This window comes from Pseudomonas sp. GL-B-12, from assembly GCF_019955895.1.
In the GTDB taxonomy this organism is placed as follows: Bacteria; Pseudomonadota; Gammaproteobacteria; order Pseudomonadales; family Pseudomonadaceae; genus Aquipseudomonas.
Genome location: NZ_JAHBCX010000028.1, coordinates 44909 through 69611 on the forward strand (window position 1 = coordinate 44909; position 24703 = coordinate 69611).

At 62.1% G+C, this 24703-nt stretch carries 22 protein-coding genes and 1 tRNA gene; 14 read left to right on the forward strand and 9 right to left on the reverse strand.

Annotated features, from left to right (window positions below; genetic code table 11):
* Positions 1-3 precede the first annotated feature (3 nt).
* From KGA85_RS16485 to KGA85_RS16495, 3 genes are all read left to right on the forward strand, one after another.
* Complete coding sequence (locus KGA85_RS16485; RefSeq protein WP_263287412.1) at positions 4-1950, forward strand: DNA topoisomerase III; 1947 nt, start codon at positions 4-6, stop codon at positions 1948-1950.
* A gap of 105 nt (positions 1951-2055) precedes the next feature.
* Positions 2056-2559, forward strand: coding sequence for a GNAT family N-acetyltransferase (locus tag KGA85_RS16490; RefSeq protein ID WP_223456001.1), 504 nt, complete (start codon positions 2056-2058; stop codon positions 2557-2559).
* A gap of 523 nt (positions 2560-3082) precedes the next feature.
* Entirely contained in the window at positions 3083-3412 is a 330-nt protein-coding gene (locus tag KGA85_RS16495; protein ID WP_032829393.1) for a hypothetical protein, read from the forward strand.
* Positions 3413-3526: 114 nt separating this feature from the next.
* Here KGA85_RS16495 and KGA85_RS16500 read toward each other — a convergent pair whose 3' ends face one another.
* Positions 3527-5029: an aldehyde dehydrogenase family protein gene (locus KGA85_RS16500; RefSeq protein ID WP_223456002.1), complete on the reverse strand. Its 1503-nt coding sequence runs from the start codon at positions 5027-5029 to the stop codon at positions 3527-3529.
* Positions 5030-5394: 365 nt separating this feature from the next.
* Here KGA85_RS16500 and KGA85_RS16505 point away from each other — a divergent pair, with 365 nt between their 5' ends.
* Positions 5395-5901: a DoxX family protein gene (locus KGA85_RS16505; protein WP_223543234.1), complete on the forward strand. Its 507-nt coding sequence runs from the start codon at positions 5395-5397 to the stop codon at positions 5899-5901.
* Positions 5902-5969: 68 nt separating this feature from the next.
* On the opposite strand, the gene KGA85_RS16510 is transcribed toward KGA85_RS16505, so the two are convergent.
* Complete coding sequence (locus KGA85_RS16510) at positions 5970-6944, reverse strand: carbon-nitrogen hydrolase family protein (protein WP_223543235.1); 975 nt, start codon at positions 6942-6944, stop codon at positions 5970-5972.
* Positions 6945-7045: 101 nt separating this feature from the next.
* The gene (locus tag KGA85_RS16515; RefSeq protein ID WP_223543236.1) at positions 7046-7978 is read right to left on the reverse strand and encodes a GlxA family transcriptional regulator; all 933 of its coding nucleotides are present in this window, start codon (positions 7976-7978) and stop codon (positions 7046-7048) included.
* Positions 7979-8135: 157 nt separating this feature from the next.
* Between KGA85_RS16515 and KGA85_RS16520 the strand changes: the two genes are divergently transcribed.
* Positions 8136-8798, forward strand: a complete 663-nt coding sequence (locus KGA85_RS16520) for a glutathione S-transferase family protein (protein ID WP_223543237.1) — start codon at positions 8136-8138, stop codon at positions 8796-8798.
* A gap of 98 nt (positions 8799-8896) precedes the next feature.
* Here KGA85_RS16520 and KGA85_RS16525 read toward each other — a convergent pair.
* A tRNA-Gln gene (locus KGA85_RS16525) sits at positions 8897-8971 on the reverse strand.
* A 321-nt stretch (positions 8972-9292) separates the two neighbouring features.
* Between KGA85_RS16525 and KGA85_RS16530 the strand changes: the two genes are divergently transcribed.
* Positions 9293-9721 carry a hypothetical protein gene (locus KGA85_RS16530; protein WP_223543243.1) on the forward strand — a complete coding sequence of 143 codons (429 nt, stop codon included), beginning with the start codon at positions 9293-9295 and terminating at the stop codon, positions 9719-9721.
* A 105-nt stretch (positions 9722-9826) separates the two neighbouring features.
* Here KGA85_RS16530 and KGA85_RS16535 read toward each other — a convergent pair whose 3' ends face one another.
* The 3 genes from KGA85_RS16535 to KGA85_RS16545 all read right to left on the reverse strand — a co-directional run bounded on the left by KGA85_RS16535 (position 9827) and on the right by KGA85_RS16545 (position 13343).
* Positions 9827-11815, reverse strand: coding sequence for a peptidase U32 family protein (locus tag KGA85_RS16535; RefSeq protein ID WP_223456007.1), 1989 nt, complete (start codon positions 11813-11815; stop codon positions 9827-9829).
* A gap of 276 nt (positions 11816-12091) precedes the next feature.
* Positions 12092-12472 (reverse strand): RidA family protein, encoded by a 381-nt coding sequence (locus tag KGA85_RS16540; protein WP_223456008.1) that lies wholly within the window; start codon positions 12470-12472, stop codon positions 12092-12094.
* A gap of 76 nt (positions 12473-12548) precedes the next feature.
* A complete protein-coding gene (locus KGA85_RS16545; protein ID WP_223456009.1) occupies positions 12549-13343 on the reverse strand; it encodes an AraC family transcriptional regulator in 795 nt (264 codons plus the stop codon).
* Between the two features lie 187 nt (positions 13344-13530).
* On the opposite strand from KGA85_RS16545, the gene KGA85_RS16550 reads away from it, so the two are divergent.
* The 5 genes from KGA85_RS16550 to KGA85_RS16570 all read left to right on the forward strand — a co-directional run bounded on the left by KGA85_RS16550 (position 13531) and on the right by KGA85_RS16570 (position 20129).
* Positions 13531-15177: an APC family permease gene (locus KGA85_RS16550; protein ID WP_223456010.1), complete on the forward strand. Its 1647-nt coding sequence runs from the start codon at positions 13531-13533 to the stop codon at positions 15175-15177.
* Positions 15178-15222: 45 nt separating this feature from the next.
* Positions 15223-16149 carry a 4-hydroxyproline epimerase gene (locus KGA85_RS16555; RefSeq protein WP_223543238.1) on the forward strand — a complete coding sequence of 309 codons (927 nt, stop codon included), beginning with the start codon at positions 15223-15225 and terminating at the stop codon, positions 16147-16149.
* A 57-nt stretch (positions 16150-16206) separates the two neighbouring features.
* Positions 16207-17154 carry a dihydrodipicolinate synthase family protein gene (locus KGA85_RS16560; RefSeq protein WP_223456012.1) on the forward strand — a complete coding sequence of 316 codons (948 nt, stop codon included), beginning with the start codon at positions 16207-16209 and terminating at the stop codon, positions 17152-17154.
* Positions 17155-17261: 107 nt separating this feature from the next.
* Positions 17262-18839, forward strand: a complete 1578-nt coding sequence (locus KGA85_RS16565; protein ID WP_223456013.1) for an aldehyde dehydrogenase (NADP(+)) — start codon at positions 17262-17264, stop codon at positions 18837-18839.
* Positions 18840-18842: 3 nt separating this feature from the next.
* Positions 18843-20129, forward strand: a complete 1287-nt coding sequence (locus tag KGA85_RS16570) for an NAD(P)/FAD-dependent oxidoreductase (protein ID WP_223543239.1) — start codon at positions 18843-18845, stop codon at positions 20127-20129.
* 24 nt (positions 20130-20153) lie between these two features.
* On the opposite strand, the gene KGA85_RS16575 is transcribed toward KGA85_RS16570, so the two are convergent.
* Complete coding sequence (locus KGA85_RS16575; RefSeq protein ID WP_223543240.1) at positions 20154-20777, reverse strand: NIPSNAP family protein; 624 nt, start codon at positions 20775-20777, stop codon at positions 20154-20156.
* 130 nt (positions 20778-20907) lie between these two features.
* Positions 20908-21681 (reverse strand): AraC family transcriptional regulator, encoded by a 774-nt coding sequence (locus KGA85_RS16580; RefSeq protein WP_223456016.1) that lies wholly within the window; start codon positions 21679-21681, stop codon positions 20908-20910.
* 134 nt (positions 21682-21815) lie between these two features.
* Between KGA85_RS16580 and KGA85_RS16585 the strand changes: the two genes are divergently transcribed.
* The 3 genes from KGA85_RS16585 (at position 21816) to KGA85_RS16595 (ending at position 24447) form a co-directional block, all read left to right on the forward strand.
* Positions 21816-23045: an MFS transporter gene (locus KGA85_RS16585; RefSeq protein ID WP_223543241.1), complete on the forward strand. Its 1230-nt coding sequence runs from the start codon at positions 21816-21818 to the stop codon at positions 23043-23045.
* A 23-nt stretch (positions 23046-23068) separates the two neighbouring features.
* Positions 23069-23464, forward strand: a complete 396-nt coding sequence (locus KGA85_RS16590; protein ID WP_223543242.1) for a VOC family protein — start codon at positions 23069-23071, stop codon at positions 23462-23464.
* A gap of 158 nt (positions 23465-23622) precedes the next feature.
* Positions 23623-24447 (forward strand): response regulator transcription factor, encoded by an 825-nt coding sequence (locus KGA85_RS16595; protein ID WP_223456018.1) that lies wholly within the window; start codon positions 23623-23625, stop codon positions 24445-24447.
* The last annotated feature ends 256 nt before the right edge of the window (positions 24448-24703 follow it).

A 24703-nucleotide genomic window follows, 5' to 3' on the forward strand; every position in this document is an offset into this window, starting at 1 on the left:
GTTATGCGGCTGTACCTCTGTGAAAAACCTTCCCAGGCCAAAGACATTGCGGCAGTCCTCGGCGCCCGGCGCCGGGGCGATGGCTGCTGGCTGGGAACGGACGTCACGGTGACCTGGTGCATCGGCCACCTGCTGGAAACCGCACCGCCGGATGCCTACGACGCGCGCTACAAGCGCTGGGTGCTGGCCGACCTGCCGATCATTCCCGAAAAATGGAAAATGACCGTCAAGCCGCGCACCGCCAGCCAGTACAAGGCGGTCAAGCGCCTGCTCGGTGAAGCGTCCGAACTGATCATCGCCACGGACGCCGACCGCGAGGGCGAGATGATCGCCCGGGAACTGGTGGAGCATTGCCGCTATCGCGGGCCGATCCGCCGCCTCTGGTTGTCGGCGCTGGACGATGCGTCCATCCGCAAGGCCCTTGCGGCCCTCAAACCGGGGCACGAGACCTTCAGCCTCTATCACTCGGCCCTGGGGCGTTCCCGGGCCGACTGGCTGATCGGCATGAACATGAGTCGGCTGTTCACCCTGCTGGGGCGCCAGTCTGGCTATCAAGGCGTGTTACCGGTCGGCCGGGTGCAAACGCCGACCTTGCGCCTGGTGGTGGATCGCGATCGCAGCATTGCCGACTTTGTGCCCGTCCCCTATTGGGCCATCGACGTGCAACTGCTGCACAACGGCACCGCGTTCACTGCGCAATGGCGCGCGGCATCGGACGTTTGCGACGATCAGGATCGCTGCCTGAACCAGGCGCTGGCGCAACAGGCGGCGGCCGCCATGAGCGGCGCGGCCAGTGCGCGGGTGATCAAGTTGCGCACCGAACGGATGCGCGAGGTGGCCCCGCTGCCGTTCGACCTGGGCACCCTGCAGGAGGTCTGCTCGAAGAAGCTCGGTCTCGGTGCCCAGGAAACCCTCGACATCGCCCAGGCGCTGTACGAAACCTACAAAGTCATCACCTATCCGCGCAGTGATTGCGGCTACTTGCCCCTCAGTCAGCACAGTGAGGCACCAGCCATTCTGGCGGCGTTGCGCCAGGCCGATCCGGCGTTGAACGCCTTGCACGACCACCTTGATCCGCAACGGCGCTCACGGGCCTGGAACGATGCCAAGGTCAGCGCTCACCACGGCATCATCCCCACGGCTGCGGCAAAGAACCTCGAGCGCCTGGCGGGCAAACAGCGTGCGGTCTACACCCTGATCCGCGCCCGATACCTGGCGCAGTTCCTGCCCAATCACGAATACGACCGCACCCAGGCCGACTTCGACTGCGCCGGCGAGGCCTTGCGGGCTGTCGGCAAGCAGATCATCGAGCCGGGCTGGAAACGCGCCCTGCCCGAAGCGCTGGCTCCGGCCAAGGGGCGCGAAGCCCCGGCACCGCAGACTCTGCCCAACCTGGCCGAAGGCATCGATTGCGCAGTGGCCGGCGTGCAACTCAAGGATCTGTGGACGCAACCGCCAAAGCCGTTCACGGAAGGCGACCTGATCAAGGCCATGAAGAATGTGGCCAAACTGGTGGAAGACCCGCTGCTCAAGCAAAAACTCAAGGACACCACCGGCATCGGCACCGAAGCGACCCGTGCGTCGATCATCCAGGGCCTGCTCGACCGTGGTTATCTGGTCAAGAACGGCAAGGCCCTGGCCGCCACGCCGGCCGCGTTCAGCCTGATCGACGCCGTACCACGGGCCATCGCCGATCCGGGCACCACGGCGATCTGGGAACAGGCCCTGGACATGGTGCAAAGCGGGGAAATGAGCCTGGAAGAGTTCGTCACCAAACAGGCGGCGTGGATGAGCAAACAGGTCAGTCGCTGTGCCGGGCTGAGCCTGACCATCAGCGGTCCACCGCCCGGCGGCTCCGCCGCAGCCCCATGGAAGAAAAAACGTAAAGGCACCCCGCGCAAAGCTGCGAACGGCACCAAGCGCAGGGCAAAACCCGCAAGCAACACGTAAACCTGACACCGAACCCTGTGGCGAGGGAGCAAGCTCCCTCGCCACAGATCGTGCGACGCCGGCCATAATCAATGGTGTCCCTTGGCCGATCAGGAGCCACTTCGAATGTCTTCGATTGAACTGCACGCCGCCCAACGCGATGAACTGGAAACCATCGAGAACCTGATGCAGTTCTACACCTACGACTTCAGCGAATGGTTGCCGCTGAAACTGGGCGAATACGGTTTGTTCAACATCCTGCCCATGCCCGACTACTGGCGAAACCCAGCCACCCGGCCATTCCTGATCAAGGTCGACGGTGAACTGGCCGGCTTCGTGACCGTGGATAACCAGGTCCATCTACCCGGTGCCGACTACAACATCGGCTATCTGTTTGTCAGTCGACGCTTCCGTGGCCAGGGTGTCGCGCGATTTGTCGTATCCACCCTCTTGAGTCAATTCCCCGGTCAATGGCAGATTTTCCACATCGAGGCGAATCAGCCGGCACGCCTGTTCTGGGCCGCCGTGATGCCGGGGCTCAACGTTGACGGGTTCACCTTGCATCAGCAGCTGGTAGACGGTCATCCCTGCACTTTTTACCGCTTTGAGTGTCCGCCTTTGTCGTCCTGACCGACACACCTTCGACTCCGCCCGCTAATTCCCAACAGCTTTGTCCGACAATATGTAGTGACTGAAAATATTCACTACAAAACCGTTGACGCCTCCGATTTGCCCTTGCATGATGCAGACGTCTCCCCGATCGGGAGTACAGGCAACACGTTTGAGCAAGCTCGTCTGACCGCCGAGCTGTTTTTCCCGGATACACGCTGCCCACAAGGCAGATTGAAGAAGCTGACCTGGCCTGAACGTCCAGTACAAGGGCGAGAAGTCTTGGCGAGCAATCCTCATGAAGCTTGTGGCCGACCCTGAAAACGTCGGCAGTGGCCTTAAGGTTTTCGCCGCTTCTCTTCGTTGTGACGCTATTGCGTAGCAGTTATTCAACACGACTACATGCAACAGACGCAGGACCCCGCCCGATAAGGCGGTCGAACGCTGACGTCCTGGTTTCGGTGCCAGGGATCAACTAACCGATGGGCTACCTGTATTAGCGAATCAACTTTGAAAGATCACCAATTGGTCAAGGGGCTTTATGATGAATCTGAACAATCAACCAACTATCGATGAACTGGCTCGTATCTTCGCTGCAAAGAAAGACAGCCACGACAACCATATTCTCTGGATCAGCAAGTGTGGCCAGGTTCACATCGACTGCCTGTCGCCGCACGCCCATGAAGCAGAGTTCGACCAGAACAACCAGAACCTGCTGGCCCGACTGAAGATGTACCGTCGCGGCCAGGGCTATGTCGGCAAGAAAGCCGCCGCCGACAAGGACTTCATCGGTAATGTTCTGCAAACCCTGAAGCAGGCCTGGGCCTCGATGCAGAATCAGAACGAAGTTCGGGTGATTGACCGGTTCTACTGATTGAATGAGTCATTACTGACTTATTGATAAACAAGGCCTGCTCCCGATAAGGAGCAGGCCTTTTTTATGCTGGAACGAAAACCAAATGTGGGAGCGGGCTTGCTCCCACAGGGTTCAGCGTTTGACGCCCAGATCGACCTGGGTCATGCGGCTACGAATAGTGAACACACCATCACCGGAGAGAATCGCACTGCGAGCAAACAGGCGACCGCTCTCCCAGTTCGAAAGTCCCAGTTCCGGCTTGTTCAACGCGTACTGGCCGTCGACCCAACGGGTGATGCCATTGCCGACAAAAGGCGCGTTGACCGCGTTGTAGAATCGCTCCTGGGCCTCGGCACTCTCACTGATCAACGACACCGTGAATTGCGGGCTGTAGCGATTGAACAAGGCAATGGCACTGTCCAGGTCGTCGACGATTTTCAGGCTGACTTCCGGGGTTTCTTCCCACTCCCATTCACGGCCCAATTGATCTTCGGGCAACGGCTCGGCCTGCGCCTCGGTCTGATAGCCTTCGGCGCGGTACACCTCGACCGTTGCCGCCAGCCAATCTTGTGGCAGATGCGACTCGCTGCCTTCGACGATGTGCAGCTTGCAACCCTGGCCCCGTGCGGTGCCGGCCTGCTTGAGTGCGTCGAGGAACAGCGGCACCAGTTCAGCGGCACGGTCGCGGTGAATCAGGCAGACGTTCAGGGTGTTGCAGACCTTGCGGTCCAGGGAGTTGCGCACCACGGCGGCAAAACGCTTGGCGTCGGCATCGGCATTGGCGATCAGCCACGCGCCACCGGTGCCGTGCAGGCTGACCGCCGTGCCGGCCTGCTGCGCAATGCTGCCCAACTGGCTGACGGCGCGACCCGAACCACGGGCCACCGCCAATGACAGACGCCGGTCAGCGAACATCGCCCAACCGGCGGCGTGGTTGACACTTTCCACCAGCGACACGGCACCGGCCGGCAAGCCGGCGTCGCTCAGCGCAGGGTTCAGTGCATGGGTGACGATCGCCTGGGCCGTGCCCAACGCATCACTGCCGATGCGCAGCACGGCGGTGTTGCCGGTGCGCAATACACCGGCCGCGTCAGCAAACACATTCGGCCGACCTTCGAAGACGAACGCGACGATGCCCAGCGGCGAGACCACTTGCTCGACTTTCCAGCCATCGTGCTCGACGCAACTGATCACCTTGCCACGACTGGCCGCGGCATCACGCCAGGCGCGCAGGCCGGCGATCATGTCACGACGCATGCGCTCATCGGCCAGCAACCGGGTGGTCGAGCGACCGCGCGCCTTGGCCCGTTCGATGTCAGCCAGGTTGGCGGCTTCGATCAAGGCCCAGCATTCCGGGGTTTCCAGGCGTTGAGCAAACAGGTCGAAGAAGGCGCTGATCGCCTGGTCAGACACCGCCGACAGCGCGGTGAATGCCGCCTGGGCGCGCTCGATCGCGACGTTGGCCGCTTGCTGGTCCGCCACGGGGATCAGTAGCAACTCGCCGCTGACCTGCTCCACCAGCAGGTGGTCACCGGGCTGGAAGCGTTGCGCCAGTTCGGGGCTGACGACAGTGACACGATTACCGGCGAAAGGGATTGGCGTGCCAGCGACTAGACGTTCGAGCGCGAGGGACATGAAGCGGTTCACCATGCAGTGGGCGGCCGGAAAATGTATAGCAATTTCCCTGTGGGAGCGAGCCTGCTCTCGAAGAGGCCGGCACATCCAACATAGCTGCCGCCCGACACTCCGCCATCGTCGGATCGCCGCCCGGAGCAGGCTCGCTCCCACAGGGGTAAGGGATATGTGGTGACCGGTTACGTATCTCAATGTATACAGCCCCGCCCCAGACACACCCCGCACGCAAAACCCCGCCGCAACGACACACCGCAGATACACCCCGTTGATGAAATACACCTGTCGATTGGCCACGCCAATCAAAGCGCTCAACTCACGGGGCATGCCGTTGCCCCGCCGCCCTGACCTGAAAGAGAGCAACGTCCATGAGCACCTCCATTTCTTCGGCCGTCAAAGGCCTGCACCTGAACCTCGACCGTGCCGGCGACTGGGTTGCCCCCCTGGCGCTGCGGGTGTTTCTCGCCTGGGAGTTCCTCGAGTCCGGCCTGGAAAAATTCAACGGCCAGAACTGGTTCACCGATATCCAGGCGCGCTTCCCGTTTCCGTTCGACCACCTTCCAGCGACGCTGAACTGGGAACTGTCGATGTGGGCCGAACTGATCTTCGCCTTGACCTTGCTGGTGGGCCTGGGCACACGTTTTTCGGCGCTGAGCCTGATGGTGGTGACCCTCGTCGCAACTGCCGCCGTGCATTGGCCCGCCGACTGGCACAGCCTCAGCGAACTTGCCCAAGGTTATGCCATCAGCAACAAGGGTTACGGCAACTTCAAACTGCCATTGATCTACCTTGTGGCCTTCACACCGCTGTTGCTGTCAGGTGGCGGCAAGCTCAGCATCGATGCGCTGCTGGCTCGTTTCATCTGGCGTCGCTGAAACGAAAGCTGCAACGCGGACAAACAAAAAGGGGACTTCCATGAAGTCCCCTGTTTTTTTGCCAGGAACTAACCAATCACTTCTTCCAGCCCGGTCTGCTCGGCCAGCTTCGGATGCGCGCTGCGTTCATGCACATGGGTTTGAGGGGTGCGGTCAATCAACAGGCTCAGCAATTCCGGGCGGCTGTAGTGGCCGCGGGAATCCATCATGCGTTTGCGCTTGTCGATCTGGCTCATGTCGAGATCAACAATCACCTCGCCCTCACCTTCCTGCAACGAACCCAGCACCACACCGTCCGGGCCGACGATCGCCGTGTAACAGCCACCCGAGATCGGGCCGATAGCACAACCGGTGTCGGCCATGATCTGCGCCTGCTGTTCGGGGTACAGCCACGCCGTGGAGTTGACCACAAAGCACGCGGCCTCCAGGGCATGCTGGCGAATGCTGACTTCCATTTGCGAGGCAAACAGGGGACCTGCAAACGACCCCGGGTACATCGCCGCATGGATCTGTTCGCCATCGGCCATCAAGGCATAGCGGGCCAGCGGGTTGAAATGCTCCCAGCAGGCCAGTTGCCCGATGCGCCCTACCGCGCTGTCGACGGCACGCAGACCGGAGCCGTCGCCCATGCCCCAGATCATGCGCTCGTGGTAGGTCGGGGAAATCTTGCGGCGACGCTGGATCAGCGAGCCGTCGGCATCGAACAGCAACTGCGTGTTGTACAGCGTGCCGCCATCGCGTTCGTTGACGCCGATGGACACGACCATCCCGGATTGCCTGGCCGCAGCGCCGATGGCATCGGTGGCGGCCGAAGGCACCGTGACCGCCTGGTCCAGCAGCTTGAGGTGTTCGGCGGCCATTTCGAACGGTGACTGCACGTAGGAAAAGTACGGGTAGTACGGCACGACGGTTTCCGGGAACACGGCGAATTGCACACCCTGTTCGCCGAGTTCGAGAATCTTCTGCACCACTTTGTCGACGGTGCCTTCACGGCTGTAAAGAACAGGGCTGATTTGTACGGCGGCGGCTTTGACGAGGGTCATGGCGGTGATCTCATTGAGGGAAAAGTTTCAACGAGATCAAGATTACGCCGATAATATAAAGACCTGAATGTCGTATACACCACCTTTCAGGACATCATGATTCAGCCCCGACTGGCACGCTGGATCACCTGCGGCGGCTGCCCGAACGCCCGAATAAAAGCGCGGCGCATACGTTCCCGGTCCCCAAAGCCGGTGTCCGTCGCCACCACATCGATGGAGTGTCGTCCGGTTTCCATCATCAACCGGGCCGACTCGACCCGCAGGTTTTCGATGGCCTTGGCCGGAGACTGGCCGGTTTCGGCATGAAACACCCGGCTGAATTGCCGAGGGCTGAGATTGGCCGCGCTGGCCAGCTCCTCGACCGACAGCGCCGACTTGAGATTCTGCTTGGCGTAGTTCAGCGCGGCCTGTATCCGGTCGGTTTTGGGGGCCAGTTCCAGCATCACCGAAAACTGCGACTGCCCGCCCGAACGCCGGTGGTACACCACCAATTGCCGCGCTACCTTGCGTGCAATGTCGACGCCCAGATCGCTCTCCACCAGGGCCAGCGCCAGATCGACGCAAGCGCTCATACCCGCCGCGGTCCACAGGTGGCCGTCGTTGATGAAGATCCGGTCTTCCTCGACCTTCACGTTCGGGTACGCCTTGCGAAAGGCCGGCACATGCGCCCAGTGGGTTGTCGCCCGCCGCCCGTCGAGCAAGCCCGCCTCCGCCAGGGCTATCGCCCCCGTGCAAATCGAGCCCAGACGCCGGGTGCCGAGACTGGCGCGACGCAAAAACGCCAGCATGCCCGGCGTGGTCGGGCGGATCAGGTTGTCGCCCAGGACCAGCAGCGTATCGAACCCACGCTGGTCGAATGCTTCGGTCTGCACAGCAAAACCGGCGGACGTTTGCACCAGGCCACCCGGCTCGGACAGCAAGGCAATGCGGTACAACGGCTCGTCACCGGCACTGTTGGCCAACTCGAAGGCGGCACACATGGCCAGGCCCAAAACCTGGAAACCGGGGTAAACAATGAGTCCGATCTGGTGCATGGCGATATGACCCTAAACGTGGCATACCTGAAGTTCAGGCCAGAGACTTGTACTATAACCCGATCAGCAGGCGTCGGACATCAGGGTGGAGCGCCTCGCGCATTGGCCGATGGCGACGGATAATCAACTGGTTTCCATCTCACCGAGGAATTGAAGGATGTCACTGACTCTTTATTTCCATCCGCTCTCGTCGTTCTGCCACAAAGCGCTGATCGCGCTCTATGAACTGGAAATCGAGTTTGAAAAAAGGATCATCGACCTGGGCAACGAGGCTGACCGGGCCGAGCTACAAGCACTTTGGCCACTCTGCAAATTCCCGGTGCTCCGTGATCACGACCGCCAACGGGACGTACCCGAGTCGAGTGTGATCATTGAGTACCTGGACCGACTCCACCCCGACCGGGCGCATCTGATTCCGGACGATTGGCAAGCCGCGCTGGAAGTCCGCCTGTGGGACCGTTTTTTCGACCTGCATGTCCAGGTGCCCATGCAGAAGATCGTCGCTGACCGAATCAATGCCGCAAACGGCGACCTGACCCGCGAACGCGCCGCGCTGATGACGGCGTACGGCATGCTTGAACGTCAGCTGACGGCAAGAACCTGGGCAGCCAGCCCCGCATTCAGCATGGCCGATTGCGCCGCCGCTCCGGCGCTGTTCTACGCCAGCACCCTCGTAGCCTTTCCCGACGATCATCGCCACTTGAGTGCTTATTTCGACAGGTTGACCCAAAGGCCCTCGGTCAAGCGGGTGATCGACGAGGCAAGGCCGTATTTTTCCTGGTATCCGTTTGCCGAGGCCATCCCGGAGCGCTTTCGGTAGGGGCACCAGTGCGACGGGAGAATGGGAGGCAAAAAACAACGAATCGACGAATAATAACCGTCGGTCGAGTGTTATCTGATTACGCAGGAATAAAAAAATGGCAGGGGCGGCTGGATTCGAACCAACGCATGGCAGGATCAAAACCTGCTGCCTTACCGCTTGGCGACGCCCCTGTATCTGTTGCGATGAGTGCCTGGCACTCGCTTTCTTGAGTGGCAACAAGACCTGTTGCCTGCTTGCGTGACGGGCTCCCTGAGGGCCGGTGCAAGAGTGGGCGCAAATTTACCAACCTTTTCCTCGTATGGGAAGCCCAAACAAAAAAAATTGTTCATTAAAACAGACGCTTAGTGTTGAGCCGAATCTCGGGTGGGTGTCGGCGCACTTTCAGCCCGACCAGCTCTGCTACGCTTTTCTTTACTCGAATTGAATCGGGAATCGTTTGCGCAACACCCTTCCCTTGCCATTTGAGGGCGCCAAAAGTGAAAGCCAAATTAATGGGGGCCGCTGCAACCCTTCTGGTACTCGGGGCCGCGATTTATGGGTTGAACACCTGGGAACACATCCAGGACCAGCGACAGGAAGCGGTCTGCAAGACCGCCCGGGCGCACCTCAATGGCCTGGAAACCCAGGCGCGAGCCCTGGCCTCCGGGTTGACGGTTGAAGCCTATGCCGAAGCCGAAAAAGCCGAGGCTGGTCAGTTGGTCCTGGCACTCGATACCGCCAAGAATGAAGCCGAGGTCGATGCCGTCATCGACAAGCACGCCGCTGCCATCGAGGCGCAGATAACGGCCGAGAACGCTGAGGTCCAGTCCCGAGGCGAACAACCCTTCCTCGGTCAGGAACTGAAAAAGCAACGCATCCCCACCGACGTCAAACAGGAATTCAAACGCGCTGAAAAGGCTGTCGCCGACACCTGTGGATAGTGTCGACCGCCAGCTCCAGGTTTGTCGCCAGCGCCTGGACTTCAGCAAAAGCAGGTTTCAAGCAGGAACAGGTGAGCGCGCCGTTGCGACGCACTCACCGGTCACTCAGTGCGGCGCGCGCGGGATGGTCTTGAGCAGGTCTTCGGGGCTGATGTGACCGACCACGCTGCCCGGTTGCGGCAGGTTGAGGATGTGGCCTTTCATCTTGCCGATGATGTGCATCTCGCAAGGCTTGCAGTCGAACTTCAACGTCAGCACTTCATCGCCGTGGATCAGCTGCATCGGCGCAACCTTGGTGCGCACGCCAGTCACGCCCTTGGCCTGTTTCGGGCACAGGTTGAAGGAGAAACGCAGGCAGTGCTTGGTGATCATCACCGGCACCTCGCCGGTTTCCTCGTGGGCCTCGTAGGCCGCGTCGATCAGCTTGACGCCGTGGCGGTGATAGAAGTCCCGGGCCTTCTGGTTGTAGACGTTGGCCAGGAACGACAGGTGCGAATCCGGGTACACCGGCGGCGGCGTGGTTTCGGCCTTGCGGCTGCCACGCGGGTGGGCGGCGATCCGCGCTTCGGTCAAGGCTTCAATCACTTCACGGCGCAAGGCCTTGAGCTGCGAGTTGGGGATGAAGTACGCCTGCGGCGCGTCCAGCTTGATGTCGATAGCGTGGTACTGCGTGGTACCCAGTTGGCCGAGCAGATCCTGCAATTGCTCCAACGCCTGTTCCGGCTTGTTGGCGGCGCCGAACGGGCCAGCCAGGGTGACGCTGGCGCTGATGCCCTCTTCACTGGTAGCGATCAGTTCCAGCTGCTCTTCACGCAGGCGAGCGACCCAGTTCAGGGCGATTCGACGCTCGGCGGAGGTCTTTTGCAGCGCCTGTTGCCAGTTGTGATCGAGATTGCGATTCAGCGGATGGTTGGGGCGCAGCTTGTACATGCCCTCCGGCATCTCGTTGGGCTCGACGCGATAGCGATAGCGCTTCTCCCCATCCTCCTCGAACTCGCCTTTGGGTTCGGCGATGTTGGCGCGGAAACCCACCACTTCACGCTTGACCAGCACGTTGAGGCCGTCGCCGTTGGACAGCGGCTCGTGCGTCACGACCTGCATGTCACGCTTGGCGACTTTCTCGACCACACCCACCGGCAGACCGGTGAAGGTCGGCGAGTCAAAGGCGCCGATATCGATCTTGCGGTCAGTGACGAAGTAATCGGTGCTGCCACGGTGGAAGGTTTTTTCCGGGTCAGGCAGGAAGAAGTGCGCGGTGCGGCCGCTGGAGGCACGGGCCAGGTCCGGGCGGTCTTCGAGCACAGCATCGAGGCGCTGGCGGTAATAGGCGGTGATGTTTTTCACATAGCCCATGTCCTTGTAGCGGCCCTCGATCTTGAACGAACGCACACCGGCCTCGACCAGGGCGCGGATGTTGGCGCTCTGGTTGTTGTCCTTCATCGACAGTAGGTGCTTTTCGTAAGCGATCACTCCACCCTTTTCGTCCTTGAGGGTGTACGGCAGACGGCAGGCCTGGGAGCAGTCGCCACGGTTGGCGCTGCGCCCGGTTTGCGCGTGGGAAATGTTGCACTGACCGGAAAACGCCACGCACAACGCACCATGGATAAAGAACTCGATGGCCGCGTCGGTTTCGTCGGCGATGGCGCGGATCTCCTGGAGATTCAGCTCGCGGGCCAGCACCAGTTGCGAGAAACCGGCCTGATCGAGGAACTTCGCCCGCTCCAGGGTGCGGATATCAGTCTGGGTACTGGCGTGCAGTTCGATCGGCGGGATGTCCAGCTCCATCACCCCCAGGTCCTGGACGATCAGCGCATCGACGCCGGCGTCGTACAACTGGTGGATCAGCTTGCGGGCCGGCTCCAGTTCGTTGTCGTGCAGGATGGTATTGATGGTGGTGAACACCCGGGCGTGGTAGCGACGGGCGAACTCCACCAGTTCGGCGATATCGCTCACTTCGTTGCAGGCGTTGTGGCGGGCGCCGAAGCTCGGGCCACCGATGTAGATGGCATCGGCGCCATGCAGGATGGCCTCGCGGGCGATGGCGACATCGCGGGCAGGGCTGAGCAATTCCAGGTGATGTTTGGGCAAAGACATAATTTTTTTAGTCAGGCTTGTCACGGTCGAGGCGTGCATTGTAGCGGCGAAACGCCTGACCGGCACCCGTGTGCTGCCGGGTGGCGTTTCGGGCAGGCCTGGCGTGCCTGAATCACTGTGGGAGCTTTACGTCGTACGCAGAATTTGTGCACAACAACATTCAACTGTGGGAGCGGGCTTGCTCGCGAAAGCGCTGGGTCAGTCAACACTTGTGCAAGCTGACACGCCGTCTTCGCGAGCAAGCCCGCTCCCACAGGGTTTTGTGTGTCGCTGAGATCAGGCCTTGGCGGCCATCGCAGTCACTTCCACGCGCATGCCTTCAACCGCCAACGCGGCAACCCCGACAGCGGCGCGCACCGGCCATGGCTTGGCGAAGTAGCGCTTGTAGACTTCGTTGAACGCGGCGCGGTCGGCCATGTCGGTGAGGTAGATGGTCAGGTGCATCACGCGGTCCATGGAGCTGCCGGCACGCTCCAGCGCGACCTTCAGCGCTTGCAGGGTGCATTCGCTTTGCAGGGTGATGTCGCCCAGTTCCAGGCTGCCGTCGGCGCGAGAGGGGATCTGGGTGGAGACCAGCACGCCACCGAAACCGACGACGTCGGAGGAAATCGAATCCGCATCGGGATCGGGGGTAAAGGTCAGGTCGTGGTTTGCCATGAGGACTCTCTTGCTTGAAGTGATGAGGCTGGCGCCTTTTGCGCGGCCAGTTTACAGGGCCATTGACGGCCCGTCGCTAATCCAGCCCGGACGGCTGCTCGTGACCGGTGGCCTGGCGGTACTGGCGCGGGGTGAAACCGGTCAATGCCTTGAACTGCCGGGTGAACGCACTGTGGTCGGTATAGCCGCATTGCAGGGCGACCTCGGTGATCGGCAGGTCGGTGTGGAGCAGTCGATGCGCGTGCTCCAGGCGCACCTTCTGGATCATTTGCCGTGGCGTCAGATGGAACACGCGCTTGCAGTAGCGTTCCAGTTGCGCCACGGAAATGCCGGCGATGCGCGTCAACTCGCCCAGGGTGACGCGCTGGTTGAAATGCGCGCGAATGTGCTCGTCCACCGCCGCCAGGCGCTGGTACGCCGGGTGCGTGTCACTGGCCGATTGCAGGTCGACCGAGATGCCCACCAAGCCGATGATTTCATTGCGGCGATTATACAAGGGTCGCTTATGGGTCAGGCACCAGCCAGGTTCGCGGCTGCCGTACAGATGCAGTTCCAGCTGGTCTTCCAGCACCAGACCTTGCTCCAGCACACGCCGGTCCTGCTCGGTATATCCGGGCCCCAATTGCTCTGGAAATACCTCGGCGCTGGTTTTCCCCAGCAGCGGTTTCAGCTGCTTCAAACCACAGCGCTGCACCAGCGTGCGGTTGGCCATGACATAGCGCGCCTGCACATCCTTGATGAAGATCGCCGCATTCGGAATGACATCCAGCATGGGCAATAACAGCGCAACGCCTGCCAGCAATTGCTCGATGGATTCGGGGCGGTTCGAGTCGTCGCCCTGGCACAACAGCGCAAACGCATCCTGAGTCATCTACCTGTATCTCCCAATGATCGGCATCTGCCCATTGTGCTGATTTCGTCATCGACACCCAAGCAAAACATCAATCGCGAGCACGCCGCCGAGTTCACTCTATGGCCACCGCCCTCCTCGGCAAAACCGACCGGGGCGTCTTGAAGTGCACACCTGCCTATCCAATAACTCACAAGAAGGCGATGCCATGTCAGGCCAAGGCAAGTTCAAAAAACAACTTTCGTTGATAGACCTTACGTTTATCGGACTGGGGGCCATCTTCGGCTCCGGCTGGTTGTTCGCAGCCAGTCACGTGTCCGCCATCGCGGGGCCGGCGGGGATCTTTTCCTGGCTGCTGGGCGGTTTTGCGGTGCTGCTGCTGGGCATCGTCTACTGTGAGCTTGGCGCTGCGCTGCCCCGTGCCGGCGGTGTGATTCGCTACCCGGTTTACTCCCACGGCCCGCTGCTGGGTTACCTGATGGGCTTCATCACGCTGATTGCGTTTTCCAGCCTGGTGGCCATCGAGGTGGTCGCCGCGCGCCAGTATGCCGCTGCGTGGTTTCCCGCATTGACCCAGGCCGGTTCCAGCAATCCAACGGCGCTTGGCTGGCTGCTTCAGTTCGGCCTGTTGTGCCTGTTCTTCATGCTCAACTACTACAGCGTGAAAACGTTCGCCAAGGCCAACAACCTGATCAGCATGTTCAAGTTCATCGTGCCGTTGCTAGTGATCGGCGTGCTGTTCACCTTCTTCAAACCGGAGAATTTCCAGTCCCAGGGCTTCATGCCGTTCGGGCTGTCCGGTGTCGAGATGGCGGTGTCCGCCGGCGGCATCATCTTCGCCTACCTGGGGCTGACGCCGATCATCTCGGTGGCCAGCGAAGTGAAGAATCCGCAACGCACCATCCCGATTGCACTGATCCTCTCCGTACTGCTCTCCACCGCCATCTATGTGTTGTTGCAAGTGGCGTTCCTCGGCGGCGTGCCCACCGAAATGCTCGCCAACGGTTGGGCTGGCGTCGCCAAGGAACTGGCCCTGCCATACCGCGACATCGCCCTGGCGTTGGGTGTGGGCTGGTTGGCTTATCTGGTGGTGGCCGACGCGGTGATCTCCCCCAGCGGTTGCGGCAACATCTACATGAACGCGACCCCGCGGGTGATCTACGGCTGGGCGCAGACCGGCACCTTCTTCAAGGTTTTCACCCGTATCGATGAAAAGTCCGGCATCCCGCGTCCGGCGCTATGGCTGACCTTTGCCCTGTCGGTGTTCTGGACCCTGCCCTTCCCTTCGTGGGAAGCCCTGATCAACGTGGTCTCCGCCGCGCTGGTACTGAGCTACGCCGTGGCCCCGGTGTCGGTGGCCGCACTGCGTCGCAATGCGCCGGACATGCCGCGCCCGTTCAAGGTCAAGCGCATGGGTGTCCTGGGCCCGGTGTCGTTCATCATCGCCGCGCTGATCGTCTACTGGTCCGGCTGGAGCACCGTGTCCTGGCTGCTCGGCCTGCAGATCCTGATGTTCGTGGTGTACCTGCTGTGCGGACGTTTCGTGCCGACCCAACACCTGAGCCTGGCCCAGCAAGTGCGCTCTTCGGCATGGCTGATCGGCTTCTATGCCGTGACCATCGTGCTGTCCTGGCTCGGCAGCTTCGGCGGCATGGGCGTACTCACCCATCCTTTCGACACCCTGGTCGTGGCGGCCTGCGCGATGGGCATCTACTACTGGGGCGCAGCCACCGGCGTGCCGGCGCATCTGGTTCGCCTGGAAGACGAGGACGGTGAAGACGAAGCCGATCCCGTTTACAGCGGCACGGCCACAGGCCAGCGCCCGATTGGTGCCTCTGTCCAGACTTCACGCTGAGATTCAGGCCAGCAAAACCTCTGAGTTTTTCCAATGGAAAGGTTTATGAAAAAAGTACATATCATTGATTCCCACACCGGCGGCGAACCGACTCGCCTGGTGATGTCGGGCCTGCCCCAGTTGTCCGGCCGGACCATGGCCGAGAAGCGCGATGTCCTGCGCGAGCAGCATGACCAATGGCGTCGCGCCTGCCTGCTGGAGCCCCGTGGCAACGATGTGCTGGTGGGTGCGCTGTACTGCGAACCGGTGTCGCCGGATGCCACCTGCGGCGTGATCTTCTTCAACAACGCCGGCTACCTCGGCATGTGCGGCCACGGCACCATCGGCCTGGTCAACTCGCTGCATTACCTGGGGCACATCCAGCCCGGCGAGCACAAGATCGATACGCCGGTCGGCCCGGTCAGCGCCACGCTGCATGAGGACGGCAACGTCACCCTGCGCAACGTGCCCGCCTACCGCTACCGCCAGCAGGTGCCGGTCGAAGTGCCGGGACATGGCCGCGTGTACGGCGACATCGCCTGGGGCGGCAACTGGTTTTTCCTGGTGTCCGATCACGCCCAGGCGTTGCAGATGGACAACGTCGAATTCCTCACCGAGTACACCTGGGCAATGCTCAAGGCCCTGGAGGCCCAGGGTATCCACGGCGAGGACGGCGCGCTGATCGACCACATCGAACTGTTTGCCGACGACGAGCTGGCCGACAGCCGCAACTTCGTCATGTGCCCCGGCAAGGCCTACGACCGCTCGCCCTGCGGGACCGGCACCAGCGCGAAACTGGCGTGCCTGGCAGCCGACGGAAAACTGGCCGCCGGTGAACGCTGGGTCCAGGCCAGCATCACCGCCAGCCAATTCGTCGGCCGCTATGAATGGGAAGGCGAACGCATCATCCCTTTCATCACCGGCCGTGCCTACATGACCGCCGACAGCACCTTGCTGATCGACGAACAGGACACCTTTGCGTGGGGCATCTGAGACCCACGCCTTTTCCCTAACCCGATCTGAATGAACGCTTCAAGGAGTGACAACAAAATGAGCGACAACATTTTCACTGGCTGCATCCCTGCACTGATGACCCCATGCACCGCCGAGCGCAAGCCGGACTTCGACGCACTGGTGGCCAAGGGTCGCGAGCTGATCGACATTGGCATGAGCGCGGTGGTGTATTGCGGTTCCATGGGTGACTGGCCGCTGCTGACCGAAGCCGAGCGTCAGGAAGGCGTGGCGCGCCTGGTGGCCGCCGGCGTTCCGACCATCGTCGGCACCGGTGCCGTCAACAGCCGCGAAGCGGTGTCCCATGCGGCACACGCGGCCAAAGTCGGCGCCCATGGCTTGATGGTCATCCCTCGCGTACTGTCTCGCGGCGCTTCGGCCACCGCACAAAAAGCCCACTTCGCCGCGATCCTCCAGGCCGCTCCAGGCCTGCCGGCGGTGATCTACAACAGCCCTTACTACGGCTTCGCCACCCGCGCCGACCTGTTCTTCGAACTGCGCCGCGAGTACCCGAACCTCATCGGCTTCAAGGAGTTCGGCGGTGCCGCCGACCTGCGCTACGCCGCCGAACACATCACCTCCAAGGACGATGACGTGACCCTGATGGTCGGTGTCGACACCCAGGTGGTCCACGGTTTCGTCAACTGCAACGCCACCGGCGCCATCACCGGCATCGGCAACGCACTGCCGCGTGAAGTGTTGCGCCTGGTGGCCTTGAGCAAACAAGCGGCCAAGGGCGATGCCAAGGCGCGTCGTCAGGCCCGGGAACTGGAATCCGCGCTGGCGGTGCTGTCGTCCTTCGATGAGGGCTGCGACCTGGTGCTCTACTACAAGCACCTGATGGTGCTCAATGGCGACAAGGAATACACCTTGCACTTCAACGAGACCGATGTGCTCAGCGATGCCCAGCGTCGTTACGCCGAGAACCAGTACACGCTGTTCCGCCAGTGGTACGAGCAGTGGTCGGCCGAGCAGAACTTCGCCTGACAATCAGCCGGTACAGCGGCGTGCCAATGCGCGCCGCCTTTATTTTCGCCCGCGGCGGTACGGCGTTTTTTTCACAAACGCCTCCCCTCTTTTTTTCAGGAACGACCATGACTCTGACAGGCAATATGTTGATCGGCCAGCAGGCCATCGCCGGTAACCGCGAAGCGATTCGCGGCATCGATCCCGCCACTGATCTCCCCCTTGAACCGGCCTATCACGGTGGCAGCGGCGAACACGTCGAACAGGCCTGCGCCCTGGCCTGGCTTGCCCTGGACAGCTACCGCGCAACGTCCCTGGAGGCCCGCGCCGAATTCCTCGAAACCATCACCAGCGAAATCGAAGCCCTCGGCGATGAGTTGATCGACCGCGCCGTGGCCGAGACCGGCCTGCCGCGCCCGCGTATCCAGGGTGAACGGGGCCGCACTTGCCAGCAACTGCGCACCTTTGCCCGCACCGTACGTGCAGGCGAATGGCTGGATGTACGGGTCGACTCCGCGCAACCGGAACGCCAGCCCCTGCCCCGCCCGGACCTGCGTCAGCGTCAGGTGCCGCTCGGCCCGGTGGCGGTGTTTGGCGCCAGCAATTTTCCCCTGGCCTTCTCCGTCGCCGGCGGTGACACCGCGTCGGCGCTGGCCGCCGGTTGCCCGGTGATCGTCAAGGCCCATGGCGCACACCCGGGCACCAGTGAACTGGTAGGCCGAGCCGTGGCCCGCGCGGTCAAACTGTGCGGGCTGCACGAAGGCGTGTTTTCGCTGTTGTACGGCTCCGGCCGCGAAGTGGGCATCGCCCTGGTCACCGACCCGCGCATCAAGGCCGTGGGTTTCACCGGCTCGCGCAGCGGCGGCATCGCCTTGTGCAACGCGGCCCAGGCGCGGCCAGAGCCGATTCCGGTGTACGCGGAAATGAGCTCGATCAACCCGGTCTTGCTGTTCCCGGCAGCGTTGCAATCGCGAGCCGTAGCCCTGGCGCAAGGCTTCGTCGCGTCCCTCACCCAGGGCGCCGGCCAATTCTGCACCAACCCGGGTCTGGTGATTGCCCGCCAAGGCTCAGCCCTTGAGCACTTCATCCAAACGGCTGCGCAACTGCTACAGCGCAGCCCGGCGCAGACCATGCTCACCCCCGGCATTTTCAAGGCCTACGAGGCCGGTGTCGGTGCGCTGGCCGAGCATGCCCACGCTGACACTGTGGCCGTCGGCCTGCAGGGCGAAGCCCCGAACCAGTGCCAGGCTCACCTGTTCGTCACCCGGGCCAGTGAGTTTCTCGCCGACCCGGCGTTGCAGGCAGAAATGTTCGGCGCCGCGTCGCTGATCGTGCAATGTGCCAGCGACGAGGAAATCCGCCAGGTCATTGAACACCTGGAAGGCCAGTTGACCGCCACCCTGCACCTGGACGATGTCGACGTGGAGAGCGCCAGGGCCTTGCTGCCAACCCTGGAGCGCAAGGCCGGGCGCCTGCTGGTCAATGGCTGGCCGACCGGGGTCGAGGTGTGCGACGCCATGGTTCATGGTGGCCCGTTCCCGGCGACGTCCGATGCGCGCACCACCTCGGTCGGCACCGCCGCCATCCTGCGGTTCCTGCGCCCGGTCTGCTATCAGGACTTCCCGGACGCCTTGTTGCCGGCCGCGCTCAAGCACGGCAACCCGTTGCAGTTGCGCCGCCTGTTCGACGGCCAGAGAGAAGCCTAGGCCATGTCCAACGACTCCCTTTTCAACAACCCCAACGCAGTGGCGGACGTTGCCGTGATCGGCGCCGGGATCATCGGTGTCGCCTGCGCCCTGCGCCTGGCGCGCCAGGGGCGGCGGGTGGTGGTCATCGATCAGCAGGAGCCCGGCCGTGGCGCCTCGTTCGGCAATGCCGGGCACCTGGCCACCGAGCAGGTGTTCCCCATCGCCGACCTGTCGATCCTCAAACGCCTGCCCGCCATGCTCATGGACCCGATGGGCCCGCTGCGCCTGGACTGGAAATACATGCCCCGGGCCCTGCCCTGGTTCATGCGCCTGTTGTTTAACCTGCGCCCGGCGCCGTTCCAGCGCACCGTGGCCGGCATCCGCGCGCTCAATGAAGGCAGCCTGGGTGCCTGGCACCGCTTGCTGGAGACCATCGACCGCCCCGGGTTGCTCAAGGAAGACGGCTCGTTGCTGGTGTTCGAGCGCCCCGGCTCGCAACAGGCCATCGAAGCGCTACAGGCGCGCATGCGCCAGCAGCAAGTGCCGGTGGATTTCTGGCAGGCCAAGGCGGTACGCGACGCGGCGCCGCAACTCAGCGAGCAGATCCAGGGCGGGTTGTTCTTCCCGCGCACCGGGCATTTTCTCGATCCTTTCCGGGTGGTTGGTGAACTGGTGCACGCGGCCAAAAGCAGCGGCGTGCAGTTCCTCAAGCAACGAGTCGAGGGCGGACAATTGAATGAAAACGGCGTGTCGTTGCTCACCGATCAAGGCCGCGTCAGCAGTCGACAAGTGCTGATTGCCTGTGGCGCGCACTCCGCCAGGCTCACCGCCGCGCTGACCGGCAAGAAGGTGCCGCTGGACACCGAGCGCGGCTATCACCTGATGCTGCCCCACGAACACGAGCGCTTGCCGTTTGCCGTCACCTCGCTGGAGCGCAAGTTCATCATGACGCCGATGGCAGACGGGCTGCGCCTGGCCGGCACCGTCGAATTCGCCGGACTCGAATGCCCACCGACCATGGAACGCGCCTGGCAGTTGCACCGCCTGAGCAAAGGCCTGTTCAAACGCGACCTGAGCGCCGAAGCCGCCACGCCGTGGATGGGTTTCCGCCCGTCCCTGCCCGACTCCCTGCCGATTATCGACCGGGTGTGCGACGGCAAGGTGCTGCTCGCCTTCGGCCATCAGCATCTGGGATTGACCCAGGCGGCGGTCACAGCGGAAATGATCGCGCAGATGGCCTCGCCTCTGACCGGCACCCAGCCTCACGGCCTGCCGGCGACCGCGCCGTACAGGCTGGATCGTTTCTGAGGCCCCGGTCGAGCCGAGCCCGGGTCATTGCAAGGGCGAGAACTTCGCGGGCAGGTAGATCGTCGAGCGCATGTCGCGCAGTTGCGGGCCGGAGTTTTCCGGCGGCCAGATGCCGTCGGCGACCGCCTGGGTGCGTACTTGCAGGCGCTGCTCCAGGGTAGTCCAGGGCCAGATGTGCAGATAGCGCGGCAGCGCGCCATCGGTTGCGTAGAACGCCGCGTACACCGGCGAATACTGTTCGGTGGTTCGCGCTTCGATGGCTTTGCTCCAGCCGTCGAGGGTGGGCTGCAACCCGCTGCTGATCAGGTCGTAGACGCGCAGCTCATAGAACGGACCGTGCTGGCCCGCACTCAAGGGTTCGAGGAAAGGAAACAGCGTGCAGTTTTCGATGCGCAGATCGGTGATGAATTCGTTGACGCCAAACGCCGCGCCCTCCAGCAGGAAACGCTCGCGCTCCGCCTGCCTCAGGTGTTCGTCGGCGTAGCCACGCAGCACGGCAATCTGGTTCAACTGGCCGAACTCCGAGGCCCAGCAGCCCATCAACACCCCGCCGACTTCCGGCTTCGCCAACTCATTCTCGATGCGTGCCAGCGCATCGGCCACCGTGCGCACCCGCACAGTGAAAGTGATCAGTTCAAATAAACGCATAACGACTCCGCCCACCGGTTTGCCAAAAGCACACAGCCTAAGGCAGCCCCCGCAGGCGGGATATTGAGACGAACCCCATCGGCAACGGCATTTGCCGCAGTGTTCTAGGTAGTTTCTTTACGCTGGGCCATCACTTGAAAAAATCACTCGGCGTCTTGCCGAACTGCTTCTTGAACATGGTCGTGAACGCGCTCGGGCTGTCGTATCCCAGCTCCCCGGCGATGTCGATGATCTTCTCCCCGACGGCTATTCGTTCCAGCGCCAGCAGCAGTCGCGCTTGCTGGCGCCATTGGCCGAAGGTCATGCCGGTTTCCTTGCGGAACCTGCGCTGGATGGTTTTGGCGTCGAGGCTCAAGCGGGCGCTCCAGTCCGACAAGGTCGAGCCATCCCCGGGATCACGCTGCAACGCGCTGCAGATCAGGTTGATACGTTGATCGGCGGGCTGCGGCAGGTTCAACGGCAAGGTCGGCAGGATCGTCAGTTCGTCCAGGATCAGCTGCAGCACCCGGGCTTCCCGTGAGTCCGGACCTCCGGAAAAGTCGAAATCGACCGAGACCTTGATCAGCTCGCTCAACAACGCGGAAACACTCACCGCCCGGGTTTCAGCGGGCAGATCCAGGCTCGGGTCAGGGCGCACGAAAACGCTGCGCATCTTGATCGCCCCCACACAGCGAATCGAGTGCACCTCACCACTGGGCATCCAGATGCCACGGCTCGGCGGCACCGTCCATTGGCTGATGGCGGTGTGCACCACCATCACGCCTTCGATGGCATAGATCAGTTGATGCTTTTCATGGGAGTGCGGCGCGATGAACCAGTTTTCCGGGTAGTCGGTCGCACTGCTGCGTACGCTCCAGCCGCCCTGGTCGATTTCCGCAAGAAATGCCTGCAATGGTTTGATCATGACGCCCTTTTTTCGATGGTCCATGCCCGAGTTGCGCGAGACGGGCGCCTTTGAGGCCCCTAGGATAACGCCGAACCCTGAAATTGGCTGCGCCTTGCTTTCGCAATTCGCGTTATTTATCCGGAAGATCGCCCATGTCGACCACCACCCTCAGTTCACCCTCATCCACCGCTTCGGTGGCCAGCCAGGCCAGCCCCCTGGTCATGCGCGTCATCGGCGCCTGCGCGCTGGCGCACCTGATCAACGACCTGATCCAGGCCGTGCTGCCGTCGATCTACCCGATGCTCAAGGCCAGTTATGGCCTGAGCTTCACCCAGGTCGGCCTGATCACCCTGACCTTCCAGCTCACGGCCTCACTGCTGCAACCGTGGATCGGTTTCTACACCGACCGGCATCCCAAGCCCTGGCTGTTGCCGGCCGGCATGGTCTGCACCCTGATCGGTATTCTGATGCTGTCGATGGTCGGCAGCTTCCCGGCGATTCTCGTGGCCTCGGCGCTGGTGGGCGTCGGTTCGTCGACCTTCCACCCGGAGACCTCGCGGGTGGCGCGCCTGGCTTCGGGCGGTCGCTACGGCCTGGCGCAGTCGACCTTTCAGGTCGGTGGCAATGCCGGCAGCGCCTTCGGCCCCTTGCTGGCCGCCGCGATCATCATTCCCTATGGCCAGGGCAATGTCGCCTGGTTCGGCCTGTTCGCGGTGTTTGCCATCCTCGTGCAGTACGGCCTGAGCCGCTGGTACCGCAATCACCTGAACCTGTTCAAGCTCAAGCAAGGCAGCAAGGCTACCCACGGCCTGTCGAAACGGCGGGTGACCTTCGCCCTGGTGGTGCTGGCGCTGCTGGTGTTTTCCAAATACTTCTACATGGCCAGCTTCACCAGTTACTTCACCTTCTACCTGATCGAGAAGTTCGACCTGTCGGTGGCCAGTTCGCAGCTGTACCTGTTCCTGTTCCTCGGAGCCGTCGCGGCGGGCACGTTCTTTGGTGGCCCGATCGGCGACCGGATCGGCCGCAAGCGGGTGATCTGGTTTTCCATCCTCGGCGCGGCGCCGTTCACCCTCGCCCTGCCCTACGTCGACCTGTTCTGGACAGGCGTGCTGAGCATGATCATCGGCTTCATCCTCGCCTCGGCATTCTCGGCCATCGTGGTCTTCGCCCAGGAGCTGGTGCCGGGTAACGTCGGCATGATCGCCGGGGTGTTCTTCGGCCTGATGTTTGGTTTCGGCGGGATCGGTGCGGCGCTGCTGGGGCACCTGGCGGATATCCATGGCATCGAATATGTCTACACGCTGTGTTCGTTCCTGCCGCTCCTGGGAATTCTGACCATACTGTTGCCGTCTACCGGACAACGCTCGTCGAGAGCGTGAATAGCCAACAGGAGGAATCCCCCATGAAGATCGTAGTGACCAGCGTACTCGTCGATGATCAGGCCAAGGCGCTTGCCTTCTATCGGGATGTGCTTGGTTTTGAACTCAAGCACGATATCCCCATGGGCGAACATCGCTGGTTGACCCTGACCTCTCCCGGCGATCCCGAGGGCGTCGAGCTGCTGCTGGAGCCCAATGCCCATCCTGCGGCGAAGGCGTTCCAGGCGGCAATCAAGCAGGACGGCATTCCCTGCACGTTTTTCGGCGTCGATGACGTGCAAGCCGAATATGTCCGGCTCAGCGCCGCCGGCGTGCAGTTCACCCGCCCGCCGACGGTGATGGGGCCAGTGACCCTCGCGGTACTGGACGACACCTGCGGCAACCTCGTCCAGATCGTCCAGCACAACTCAACCGCCTGATCATTTCTGCTACCAGCCCTGTAGCACTCGGTAACACCTGGCCCCAATGCGGTGCGTCTTTTAAACGCCATGTCGTGCGCCACCCCGTTCCACACGGGGCCACCCGCCATGGCGTACTTTGTGCATCCAAAGGCCATCCTCTTCTGCCTGTAGCCGCCATGCGCCCCAAGGAACTGAAACTCTGGACCACCGGAGTCGCCCACCTGCTCGACCTGCCTGCCGGGCATGCGCGACTGTCGGGGTTGAGCCACTGGATCCGGCAAATCTGCCCGGTCGATCATTTCGTATTGTTTGTCTACGAAGGCAATCACCGGCCATTGGCGTTGTTCGATACCTTCTCGGCGGACAAGCGTGCGGTGTATGTCGACGACTATCAGTGCGCCCCTTACCTGCTCGACCCGTTCTACCTGGCGTGTACACGCGGGCAGGCACCGGGGCTGTGGCGTTTGCGCCAATTCGCCCCCGACCATTTCTACCTTGGCGAATACTTCCTGACCTATTACCAGCAGACCGGCCTCGCCGAGGAAGTGGCGTTTTTCGTCGACCTCGGCGGTGGCGCCACGGCGGTGTTGTCGTTGATGCGATCGAGCGCCAGCTGTGCGTTCAGCCGGGATGAAATGCAACTGGTCGAGTGCGCGCAAGCGGTGGTCGAGCAGGTCATCAATGAGGCCTGGCGCTTGCGTCAGGCTCAGGAGCCGCGACCGGCGCAGGACCTGGACTTCAAGATCCGCGAAGCCTTCGACCACTTCGGCGCGCACATCCTCACCGGGCGCGAGCAGGAAATCGTGCAACTGTTGCTGCGCGGCCACTCCAGCGCCTCGGTGGCCGAACAGCTGAACATCAGCCCCGGCACGGTGAAGATTCACCGCAAGAACATCTACGCCAAGCTGGGGATTGGCAGCCAGTCGGAGTTGCTGGGGTTGTTTATTCGGGAGTTGACGGAGGATCCGTTGCAGGTGCCCGGCCTCAAGCTACAGGCGTGAAACGATCCACCTGGCACCCTGCAATCTCCAACTTCAACCCTTGGTAATTTGCGCAAGTTGAGGCTGCGAAATGTCCCACAGACCAGGCGGATCGACACCAAGACGCTTCCTACGTCACCACCAGAAACATCCTATATCAACCTTTTTTGCCTTCCTGAAAGCTGCCCAGCGTTTGAACGAGGGTGGCAACGAAGCCTCCCCGTCCGCTTCAAAAGCCAAGGGAGGCCTGATTTTGTCCAACACACCGCGCACCTTC

What these genes read in the sequence shown, in the direction of transcription:
- KGA85_RS16485 (WP_263287412.1), top strand. Translation starts at nt 4, where the DNA reads ATGCGGCTGTACCTCTGTGAAAAACCTTCCCAGGCCAAAGACATTGCG.
- KGA85_RS16490 (WP_223456001.1), top strand. Translation starts at nt 2,056, where the DNA reads ATGTCTTCGATTGAACTGCACGCCGCCCAACGCGATGAACTGGAAACC.
- KGA85_RS16495 (WP_032829393.1), top strand. Translation starts at nt 3,083, where the DNA reads ATGAATCTGAACAATCAACCAACTATCGATGAACTGGCTCGTATCTTC.
- KGA85_RS16500 (WP_223456002.1), bottom strand. Translation starts at nt 5,029, where the DNA reads ATGTCCCTCGCGCTCGAACGTCTAGTCGCTGGCACGCCAATCCCTTTC.
- KGA85_RS16505 (WP_223543234.1), top strand. Translation starts at nt 5,395, where the DNA reads ATGAGCACCTCCATTTCTTCGGCCGTCAAAGGCCTGCACCTGAACCTC.
- KGA85_RS16510 (WP_223543235.1), bottom strand. Translation starts at nt 6,944, where the DNA reads ATGACCCTCGTCAAAGCCGCCGCCGTACAAATCAGCCCTGTTCTTTAC.
- KGA85_RS16515 (WP_223543236.1), bottom strand. Translation starts at nt 7,978, where the DNA reads ATGCACCAGATCGGACTCATTGTTTACCCCGGTTTCCAGGTTTTGGGC.
- KGA85_RS16520 (WP_223543237.1), top strand. Translation starts at nt 8,136, where the DNA reads ATGTCACTGACTCTTTATTTCCATCCGCTCTCGTCGTTCTGCCACAAA.
- KGA85_RS16530 (WP_223543243.1), top strand. Translation starts at nt 9,293, where the DNA reads ATGGGGGCCGCTGCAACCCTTCTGGTACTCGGGGCCGCGATTTATGGG.
- KGA85_RS16535 (WP_223456007.1), bottom strand. Translation starts at nt 11,815, where the DNA reads ATGTCTTTGCCCAAACATCACCTGGAATTGCTCAGCCCTGCCCGCGAT.
- KGA85_RS16540 (WP_223456008.1), bottom strand. Translation starts at nt 12,472, where the DNA reads ATGGCAAACCACGACCTGACCTTTACCCCCGATCCCGATGCGGATTCG.
- KGA85_RS16545 (WP_223456009.1), bottom strand. Translation starts at nt 13,343, where the DNA reads ATGACTCAGGATGCGTTTGCGCTGTTGTGCCAGGGCGACGACTCGAAC.
- KGA85_RS16550 (WP_223456010.1), top strand. Translation starts at nt 13,531, where the DNA reads ATGTCAGGCCAAGGCAAGTTCAAAAAACAACTTTCGTTGATAGACCTT.
- KGA85_RS16555 (WP_223543238.1), top strand. Translation starts at nt 15,223, where the DNA reads ATGAAAAAAGTACATATCATTGATTCCCACACCGGCGGCGAACCGACT.
- KGA85_RS16560 (WP_223456012.1), top strand. Translation starts at nt 16,207, where the DNA reads ATGAGCGACAACATTTTCACTGGCTGCATCCCTGCACTGATGACCCCA.
- KGA85_RS16565 (WP_223456013.1), top strand. Translation starts at nt 17,262, where the DNA reads ATGACTCTGACAGGCAATATGTTGATCGGCCAGCAGGCCATCGCCGGT.
- KGA85_RS16570 (WP_223543239.1), top strand. Translation starts at nt 18,843, where the DNA reads ATGTCCAACGACTCCCTTTTCAACAACCCCAACGCAGTGGCGGACGTT.
- KGA85_RS16575 (WP_223543240.1), bottom strand. Translation starts at nt 20,777, where the DNA reads ATGCGTTTATTTGAACTGATCACTTTCACTGTGCGGGTGCGCACGGTG.
- KGA85_RS16580 (WP_223456016.1), bottom strand. Translation starts at nt 21,681, where the DNA reads ATGATCAAACCATTGCAGGCATTTCTTGCGGAAATCGACCAGGGCGGC.
- KGA85_RS16585 (WP_223543241.1), top strand. Translation starts at nt 21,816, where the DNA reads ATGTCGACCACCACCCTCAGTTCACCCTCATCCACCGCTTCGGTGGCC.
- KGA85_RS16590 (WP_223543242.1), top strand. Translation starts at nt 23,069, where the DNA reads ATGAAGATCGTAGTGACCAGCGTACTCGTCGATGATCAGGCCAAGGCG.
- KGA85_RS16595 (WP_223456018.1), top strand. Translation starts at nt 23,623, where the DNA reads ATGCGCCCCAAGGAACTGAAACTCTGGACCACCGGAGTCGCCCACCTG.